This is a genomic window from Arsenicibacter rosenii, from assembly GCF_001870735.1.
Classification (GTDB): domain Bacteria; phylum Bacteroidota; class Bacteroidia; order Cytophagales; family Spirosomataceae; genus Arsenicibacter; species Arsenicibacter rosenii.
Genome location: NZ_MORL01000004.1, coordinates 515,508 through 524,630 on the forward strand (window position 1 = coordinate 515,508; position 9,123 = coordinate 524,630).

At 49.3% G+C, this 9,123-nt stretch carries 8 protein-coding genes; 5 read left to right on the top strand and 3 right to left on the bottom strand.

The features are described 5' to 3' along the window. Positions 1-6: 6 nt before the first annotated feature. Genes BLX24_RS11095 through BLX24_RS11105 form a run of 3 tightly spaced genes read right to left on the bottom strand, consistent with a single transcriptional unit; the run spans position 7 to position 3,918 of the window. On the bottom strand, positions 7-348 hold the full coding sequence (locus BLX24_RS11095; RefSeq protein WP_071503181.1) for a DoxX family protein: 342 nt from the start codon (positions 346-348) through the stop codon (positions 7-9). Between the two features lie 9 nt (positions 349-357). Next, positions 358-1,980, bottom strand: a complete 1,623-nt coding sequence (locus BLX24_RS11100; RefSeq protein ID WP_071503182.1) for a putative maltokinase — start codon at positions 1,978-1,980, stop codon at positions 358-360. 15 nt (positions 1,981-1,995) lie between these two features. Then, positions 1,996-3,918, bottom strand: a complete 1,923-nt coding sequence (locus tag BLX24_RS11105; RefSeq protein WP_071503232.1) for an alpha-1,4-glucan--maltose-1-phosphate maltosyltransferase — start codon at positions 3,916-3,918, stop codon at positions 1,996-1,998. A 397-nt stretch (positions 3,919-4,315) separates the two neighbouring features. Between BLX24_RS11105 and BLX24_RS11110 the strand changes: the two genes are divergently transcribed. From BLX24_RS11110 to BLX24_RS11130, 5 genes are all read left to right on the top strand, one after another. Continuing rightward, on the top strand, positions 4,316-5,257 hold the full coding sequence (locus tag BLX24_RS11110; RefSeq protein WP_071503183.1) for a ribose-phosphate pyrophosphokinase: 942 nt from the start codon (positions 4,316-4,318) through the stop codon (positions 5,255-5,257). Positions 5,258-5,346: 89 nt separating this feature from the next. Beyond that, positions 5,347-5,913: a 50S ribosomal protein L25/general stress protein Ctc gene (locus tag BLX24_RS11115; RefSeq protein WP_071503184.1), complete on the top strand. Its 567-nt coding sequence runs from the start codon at positions 5,347-5,349 to the stop codon at positions 5,911-5,913. A gap of 166 nt (positions 5,914-6,079) precedes the next feature. Next, entirely contained in the window at positions 6,080-7,084 is a 1,005-nt protein-coding gene (locus BLX24_RS11120; RefSeq protein ID WP_071503185.1) for an NAD(P)/FAD-dependent oxidoreductase, read from the top strand. A 2-nt stretch (positions 7,085-7,086) separates the two neighbouring features. Next, a complete protein-coding gene (locus tag BLX24_RS11125) occupies positions 7,087-7,407 on the top strand; it encodes a 2Fe-2S iron-sulfur cluster-binding protein (protein ID WP_071503186.1) in 321 nt (106 codons plus the stop codon). 476 nt (positions 7,408-7,883) lie between these two features. Beyond that, positions 7,884-9,065: an acyltransferase family protein gene (locus BLX24_RS11130; protein ID WP_071503187.1), complete on the top strand. Its 1,182-nt coding sequence runs from the start codon at positions 7,884-7,886 to the stop codon at positions 9,063-9,065. The last annotated feature ends 58 nt before the right edge of the window (positions 9,066-9,123 follow it).

A 9,123-nucleotide genomic window follows, 5' to 3' on the forward strand; every position in this document is an offset into this window, starting at 1 on the left:
CATCCATTATTTTGTATACAACCACGCCCACCAGATCAGTAACGCCTGTACCGGCAGCCGCGCCCACAGCGCCCATGCCGGAAACTGGTGAAACTTACCGGACGTGGCCATGTACAGGTTGGCCGGAAATACAGCAATCAGCAAGGCGATAAGCCCCCAGGCAGCCAGCTGTCGGGTTGCCGGAAACAGCAACCCGACACCTAATACCACCTCGGCGACGCCACTCAGGATGACCATGGCATAATGTGCCGGCAGGTAAGGCGGCATCATCGCCATGTACATCCGTGGCTTTATAAAATGCAGCATGCCCGCCAGGATGTAGGCCACTGCCATAAGATACAAAAGCATAGCTGTTGGTTATAAGATACTTGTCTGCAACATCGGCACCCCATCGTTCAGCCCGTGATCGCTGATCCGGATTTTTTCGATTTCCCGGATCACGTCGATAATTCCTTTCAGCGGAATCTTCACCCAGGCCGGCCGGTAACTGATCTCATACCCAAGCTCGTAAACGGCCTTTTCCAGCAGATACACCAGCAGCAGGAAGTTGATTTCGTTGTTGTTCCGGAACAGCGGGTGCGGCATGCCGATGCGGTCGAGGTAAGCGTCCTGGTAGGTCTCACGAATAAGCCGGAACCACCGGTCCGACACCCGTTGCAGGTGATCCGGTGCCAGTGTCTCGGTTTCGGCCGAGTAGTAGATTTTGGCGCAGACCGCGTAGTGATATGACCGGATCATACCTGCTACATCTTTCAGCGGCGAGTGCTTGATTTTGCGGTCGGCAATGCTGCTTTCGGGTTCCCCCTCAAAATCAATGATGATAAAGTCGTCGCGGGTAGCCAGGACCTGTCCGAGGTGGTAATCGCCGTGAATCCGGATCCGCAGCGACTCCAGCGGCCGTGTCCGGAACTCTTCAACAAAGGCTTCAATCATTTCACGGGCCTCCATAAAGACCCATGCCAGTTTCTGCCCGATGGCATCGAGTTTGTTGTAGTTGTCGACCAGCAACGCATACCGGCGGTCGAGCAAGTCCGTGAAGCGATGGATCAGGAAGTTCCGGTATTCTTCCGTAAACGGTTCGGGCGCAAACGCCGGATCGCTGTCGGGCGCGTAGAGCGCAAGGTGCATTTCGGCCGTGCGTTTGGCCAGCAACTCCACCTTATCGAACACATCCTCGCGAATGGCAAACTGACGTTTGGGTACCGCATACAGGAAATCATTCAGGTAATCGCCCGTCTGCGACCAGCTGTCCTTTTCATTGGCGACCATCCGCTGCATCATCCCGAGGGTGATGTCGGTTGTCCCCGCCGCGTACGTCACGCTGCCGGCATAGGCCGGGATATTGGCAAAATCGCTGTTTTCGGTGATAAATGCCACCATATCCACTTCGGGATTGGTCAGCTCAAACAGCTTGCGGTAAAACTTGAAAAAGTACTTATCGGCAAACACCATCGCCGAGTTGCTCGAATCAACGGGTAATACCCGGCTCGATACCGTTGCGTGTACGTCTTCGGCATCAAGGCCCCGTCCGCGCTGGAAAACCAGCTTTCCGCCGTCAACCGTCCGGTTTTTCTGCTCCGCAATGTGTTTATACAACGACGCCCGGAAGCGTTCGTCGTAAATTCCGTCGACGAGCAAACCCCGCACGCCATCCAGATGCATGACCGTCACAATCCCTTTGGCCGGTATTTCCGGGCTATCGTGCTGATCATGCGTCACAAACGACAAGGGCAACAGGTATTGTTCCGGCGGGCCATCGCTGTAGAGCGCTTCCAGGATCAGAATATATGCCACCGAATCACGGGCCGGAAACTCAAAAATGGACCCGGCCCGAAAGCCGGTCTGATGCCTGGCCTTACCGGCAAACCACCGGCATGTATTCACATAGGGAGGCAGCACGTGCTGTTCCAGATCCTGCCAGAACGCCGGGGTATCCCGTAGTTCCGTCCAGGGAGTTGAGTAGGTTAATGGATGAGGCATAGTCAAAAAAGAGGGTTATAGCTCGATTCTCAGCAGGTGCATCGGCAACATGTACGGGTCAAGTTCCACATAGTTCCATTCGCCCCGCCAGGTATAGGTTGCGTCGGTCAGCAGGTCCCGCACCCGGTACTCCTGGTCGTTGGCGATGCCCAGCTGCCAGATGGGTACCTGCACCATGTTGGCGCGGCGGTTATACGCATCCATGTTAACCACGGCCAGTATCCGGCTGTTTCCGGAAACTTTCAGATAGGCCATCAGCGCGTCATCGTCTACGCGGCAGAACGTAATGTTGTTGGTGTGCTGCAAGGCCTCGTTTTCGTGGCGCAGGCGGTTTACCAAGGTAATCAGGTAGGTCAGTTTATTGGTTTTGTCCCAGTCCCAGTGCCGGATTTCGTACTTCTCCGAGTTCAGGTATTCTTCCTTGCCCGGGAACGGATCGTGCTCCATCAGTTCAAACGATGGTCCGTAAATGCCGTAGTTCGACGACAGGGTAGCCGCCAGAAAATACCGGATCAGGAACTGCGGTTCGTGGCCGCTTTGCAGAATACCCGGATTAATATCGTGGGTGGTCGGCCAGAAGTTCGGACGGAAATAATACTTCATGTCTGTCTGCGTCAGCTCGGTCAGGTACTCCTGCATCTCATATTTGTTGTTCCGCCACGTGAAGTAGGTATATGAGTGCGCAAAGCCAACCTTCGCCAGTTGCTGCATCACCTTAGGCTTCGTGAAGGCTTCAGACAGGAACAGCATGTCAGGGTACTCTTTTTTTACCTCCGCAATCACCCAGTGCCAGAACACAAACGGCTTGGTATGCGGATTATCAACGCGGATGATGCGTACCCCCCAGGAGCCCCACGTCAGCAATACGCGCCGCATTTCGAGCCACAGGTTTTGCCAGTCTTCGGTTTCGAAGTAGATCGGGTAGATGTCCTGGTATTTTTTAGGCGGATTTTCGGCATACTGGATTGAGCCATCCGGGCGTTTTTTAAACCATTCGGGGTGATTTTTGGCCCACGGGTGGTCCGGCGAACACTGAATAGCCAGGTCCATCGCCACTTCCATGCCATAGTTTTTACTGATGGCAATCAGGTGCTTAAAGTCGTCGATGGTTCCCAGTTCAGGATGAATGGCGTCATGGCCGCCGTCTTCGGAGCCAATGCCATAGGGCACCCCCGGCTCTCCCGGCTGGCAAACCACATTGTTGTTTTTCCCTTTCCGGAACTGATGCCCGATCGGGTGAATCGGCGGCATGTACAACACGTCGAAGCCCATGCCTGAAATACGCGGCAACAGCTTTTCAACGTCTTTGAAGGTTCCGTGTACGCCCGGCTCCCGCGACGCCGACCGCGGAAACAGGCAGTACCAGGTACTGAATCCGGCTTTCGCGCGGTCAACATCAACCGACAGCTCCTTGTAACGGGTAGTATGTACCTTTACCGGATACTGCTCAATCCAGGTATCAAGGTGCTCTTCGGCCAGATGGATGGCTTCGTTATACCGGTTTTCGTCACGGAAGGCCTCGATCGTATGCCGGATGGCTTCCTCACGGACGGCAATGGCTTCCAGTAAGTTGGCACCGGCCAGCAGCTCACTGGTAATCCGTTGTCCATCCTTCAGTTTCAGGTGAATTTCGTGTTGCCAGGACGCCAGATGGTCTACCCACGACTCGATGGTATAGAGATAAACGCCTTGTTTTTCAACGGTAAACGAACCGGTCCAGCGGTCATTGACGGTCAGGGCCATGCGTGTTTCCTGCCACTCCGCATCGTCGATATGCCGGTAACAGAGATGGGCCGCCAGTTTATCGTGCCCGTCTGCAATGATATCGGCTTCTACCGTGATAACATCCCCCGGCACAGCTTTTACAGGGAATAAACCGCCGTCGATTTCAGGGGTCACATGCTCAATCACCGTCCGTGACTGTCCGTTTCCGGGCATGCCTTTTAACAGAACCGGCTGTTCCTGTACATGGTCTAAGGCTGTTTGTGTACTTTCAGGCGACGCTGTAGCGGCCTTTTTTTTACCGCGGCTCGATTGTGTTTTCATGCGATTCTGGTAATAAACTTGCTGTCACAATAATACCCAAAAAACCAGAACAAAAGCCGGATCGGGGGTTAAGTCAGGCTTATTCGGGTAATTCTTTGTACAAAAAACGGTTCATACGAACCGTCAATAACCATTTTGTACATAGACACCGGAAAATCTATATTTGTTTACCATCTACAGTTCAACTTTCTCATTTTCAAAAATTTACCACTACAATATCAAATTAAACTAAGTTTCCGGCTAATGCAGGGATATTTTTCCGTACCTTTGCGGCAAATTTCCCCGGCAGATGGCATCTTTCAATCCGGTCAAAATTTTTTCAGGCAGTCAATCGACGTATCTAGCCGAAAAAATTGCCCACTATTATGGTAAGGAGTTAGGCGGCTATACATGCCGCCGGTTTAGCGACGGTGAAATGTCGCCAAGTTTTGAGGAGTCAGTACGAGGCTGCGACGTTTTTCTGGTTCAATCGACCATGCCGCCCGCTGACAATTTCCTTGAATTATTACTGATGGTTGACGCCGCGCGTCGGGCCTCAGCGCACTACGTAACGGTCGTTATTCCGTATTTCGGATATGCCCGTCAGGACCGTAAGGATAAACCACGCGTAGCCATTGCGGCCAAACTGGTTGCCAAAATGCTCGAAGCATCCGGCGCTGACCGGTTGATGACGATCGACTTACACGCGGGTCAGATTCAGGGCTTTTTCGATTTTCCGGTTGATCATCTCGAAGGCGCATCGGTATTCGTACCGTATATCAAAAGCCTGAACCTTGATAACCTGATCATTGCATCGCCGGACGTTGGGGGTGCAGCCCGGGCCAGGGCATTCGCCAAGCATTTCAATGCCGACATCGTTTTGTGTGACAAACACCGGAAACGGGCGAACGAAATTGCCTCCATGCAGGTTATTGGTGACGTGGAAGGCGCCAACGTTGTGCTGATCGATGATCTGATCGATACCGGTGGTACGATGTGTAAGGCGGCCCAGATCCTGCTGGATAAGGGCGCCAGGACGGTACGTGCCGTCTGTACGCACCCCGTTATGTCGGGCAAAGCCCACGAAAACATTGCCAACTCGGTATTGGAAGAACTAGTGGTATCCGACACGATTCCGCTGAAGCAGGACAATCCGAAAATCAAAGTGCTGTCGGTCTCTGAGCTATTCGCCAAAGCCATCGGCCGCATCCGTGATCACGAATCTATTAGTTCACTTTTTATAAAATATTAATTTGTGAATGAGTGGTTGTGTGAATGAGCGATTAAGCTTCGCCCACAATTCACGCAATCGCTCATTCACGCAATCACTAAATAATTAACATGAAAAAACTCGAGATTGTAGGGTATAAAAGAGCGAATCTCGGTCGTGGTGAATCACAAGAGATCCGGGCCGAAGGTAGTATTCCATGCGTATTGTATGGTGGCTCAGAGCAGGTTCACTTCTTCGCACCGGCTATTCTGTTCCGTGATCTGTTGTTCACGCCGGATACCTATGAGGTAATACTGAACATCGAAGGTACAGAATACCGTGCCATTTTGCAGGAAACACAATACCATCCGGTAAGCGATGCACTGTTGCACGCTGACTTCCTGCAGATCATTGATGGTAAGCCATTGAAAGTTGCCGTTCCTGTCCGGATCGTTGGTAACTCGCCGGGCGTACAGAAAGGTGGTAAACTGGTAACGCGGATGCGTAAAATCCGGGTGAAAGGTTTGGCCGAAAACATTCCTGATTATATTGACGTAAACGTCTCTAAACTTGATCTTGGTAAATCTGTACGGGTTAGCCAGATCGAAGTTAAAGACATTGAACTGCTGGAAAGCGGTTCAAACCCGGTTGCTTCTGTAGAAATCCCACGGGCACTGCGGAGCCAGCTGCGCGGCTAGTCTGCGGATTTTCTTTACAACTAATAGATACACGAAAGCCTGTTCTCCGGAACGGGCTTTTTTGTTTTTGTTCCCCCGCCCTGTTTATCCCCCATAACCAATAGTGATTGGCCCCGCCCGCCTGCCGTGCCTACCTTTGCAGCCTACGCATACCAGACAACAAACCATGATTACCACAGATATATGCATTATCGGAGCAGGGCCGGTCGGGCTGTTTGCCGTTTTTGAAGCCGGTTTACTGAAAATGCGCTGTCACCTGATCGACGCCCTGCCGCAGGTCGGTGGCCAGCTGTCGGAAATTTACCCCCAAAAACCGATTTACGACATTCCGGGCTATCCCGAAGTGAAAGCGCAGGAACTGGTCGATAACCTGATGCAGCAGATTGCCCCTTTCCACCCGACATTTAGCCTCGGTGAACGCGTCGACGGGCTCCGGAAACAGGACGATGGTTCGTACCACGTCATCACCAGCGACGGTACCGTCGTCCATTGCCAGGTTGTCGTGATCGCGGGCGGGCTGGGTAGTTTTGAGCCGCGCAAACCGGAAATCGCCGGGCTGGAGCAGTTTGAAGGCAAGGGCGTGTCCTACATGGTCAAACATCCGGAGCAACTGCGCGACAAACGGGTAATCCTGGCCGGTGGCGGCGATTCGGCCCTGGACTGGACGCTATACCTGACCGACATTGCCCGCGAAGTTACCCTCATTCACCGGGGCGAGTCGTTCCGGGGAGCGCCCGACTCTGCCGAAAAGGTGGTTGAACTGGCCAATGAAGGGCGGATTAACCTGATTCTGCAATCGAACATCACGAGCCTGCACGGCAACGGCCACCTGAAAGAAGTAACAATTACCGCAAAGGATAAAACCGTTACCAGCCTGCCAGCCGACTATCTGATTCCGCTGTTTGGCCTGACCCCAAAACTCGGGCCCATTGCCGATTGGGGGCTGAGCATTGATAAATCGGCCATTGAGGTCAACACGCACGACTACAGTACCAACGTGGAGCGCATTTATGCCATCGGCGACATCAACACCTATCCCGGTAAGCTGAAGCTGATTCTCTGCGGGTTTCACGAGGCAGCGCTTATGTGTCAGAGTGCCTTCCGGTACGTCTACCCGAGCCAGAAATTAAGTTTTAAATACACCACCGTTAACGGCGTACACGCCTTTTAACCATGATCCGATTCACCATCGAAGACCGCACCGGCGACCGGCAGGAACTGGAAATTCCGGAAGGTATCAACCTCAGTTTAATGGAAGTCCTGAAGGCATCGGACTACAACATTCTGGCAACCTGCGGCGGTATGGCCCTCTGTGCAACCTGCCATGTGCAGGTGCTTCAGGGCCTTGAGCAATTACCCGGTAGCAACGACGCCGAACTCGACATGCTGGATACGCTGCCGGATGCCGACAGCGACAGCCGGCTGGCCTGTCAGCTACGCGTCGACGAAACCATGGAGGGCGCCGTTTTCCGGATTCGCGGGGCGGAGAATTAGCCTATAACATAACCAAAAGAGTGGCATTGATAAATACAAGTACTTGTATTTATCAATGCCACTCTTTTTTTAGTATATATATATCCGATAATACCAAAAACAAAAAAATCAACTTAATTACTAACACTAAAAAATACAAAAAAAACAGTAAAAGCAGGCACTATCTAAGTCATTATACATACAAATCATTATACTGACCTTAACTAGTTTTAGAGCATAAATATTATTTTAAATAACCAGAAATAGTATCACTTCCATAAGCACAATGATACCGTTATCAAATTACAGTAAACCAGTAGTAAATAATTGATTATCAATTCAATAAACCCAATATAAAAATCATTATCCATTCGCTCATAAACGATCTACCTTCTATATAATTCCTCTTGTTTTCATTCGTTTACAGGAAATATATACATTTCCTGTATATCAATGAACCAGATAAACTCACTATCCATTCAGCAAAATTAACAATCATGAAAAATAGAATAGAATGGATAGATACCATCAAAGCAATTGGTATCTTCCTTGTTTTCTACGGGCACTATGTTGAGTCTTTATATTACCTTGAAGGGGATTCAGGAGTAACTTACGTACAATATAAATTTATATATTCTTTTCACATTCCTCTTTTCTTTATTGTATCTGGATTTACAGCAAAACAACAAAGGGTTAGCTTAATCTTTATTAGAAAGATTTTTTTTCAACGTCTTATACCTGTTTTCAGCTTTGCTATATTGTTTGTTCCGCTTTGGCTGATTTATAACCGGTTTAAGGGCGAAGGTATGATACGTACGGTTGTAGAAAAAGGTTTTGCGTACCTGGGTGGGCAGCCTCAGTTAAATTTCATGACGTGGTTTTTAATCTGCCTCTTTACAACGGAGTTTATAGCTACTTGTTCAGGAATTGATTTAAGAAAAAAAACAAGAAATGTTGTCATTGGCTCAGGTCTGATATTAGCTGGCTATTTAATTACAGACAATATTGTATCAATCGCCATATACACCAGATTAGCATTAAATTTCTGGTTCCTTCACGAAAGTATTATTGCACTTGGCTTTTATTTAATCGGCAATTCAACCTATACTTTGCTCACTAGCCTGTCAGCTTATAACAAAAATATTTTTTATGTTGCCTTATCAGTAAGTCTGGCTTTTATATGGCTCTCTGCAACTTATTTATATGAACCTGATATCGTGATTATGAGCCTGTCAAAGCACGGAACATTTGTTAGTTTTTTCACCAATGCCCTACTGGGGTCCGCCTTTATTATAAGTATAGGCCTACTTATACCTCCCAATAAAGTCACGAATTACCTGGGGGCAAATACCTTAATTCTATTAGGTTTAAATGGGGCTTTTTTTCATTTTATTAATTCATATATAGCCAAATGGAGCCTGACAGAACATTCATGGTGGTATATTACTTTTAACTGTACATTAACAACGATAATATCCTTACTGATCTGTGTACCTTTTGTTACGATTATTAACCGCTATTTTCCTCAGTTTTTTGGTAAGCCCGACGCTGATGGCCCTTTACTTAAGCCATTGCATACATACGCTGTTTTCCGGTTTCTGCAGGCTAAAGAACCTGATTTACTTCATGATACTCAACTGACAAGTGGATTCAAAGATGTTGTCCCGAATAAACCATAAACAAAAAGGGCCACGGATGCGGCCCTTTTTGTTGGCTGATCATTTTATTACAGCCGCT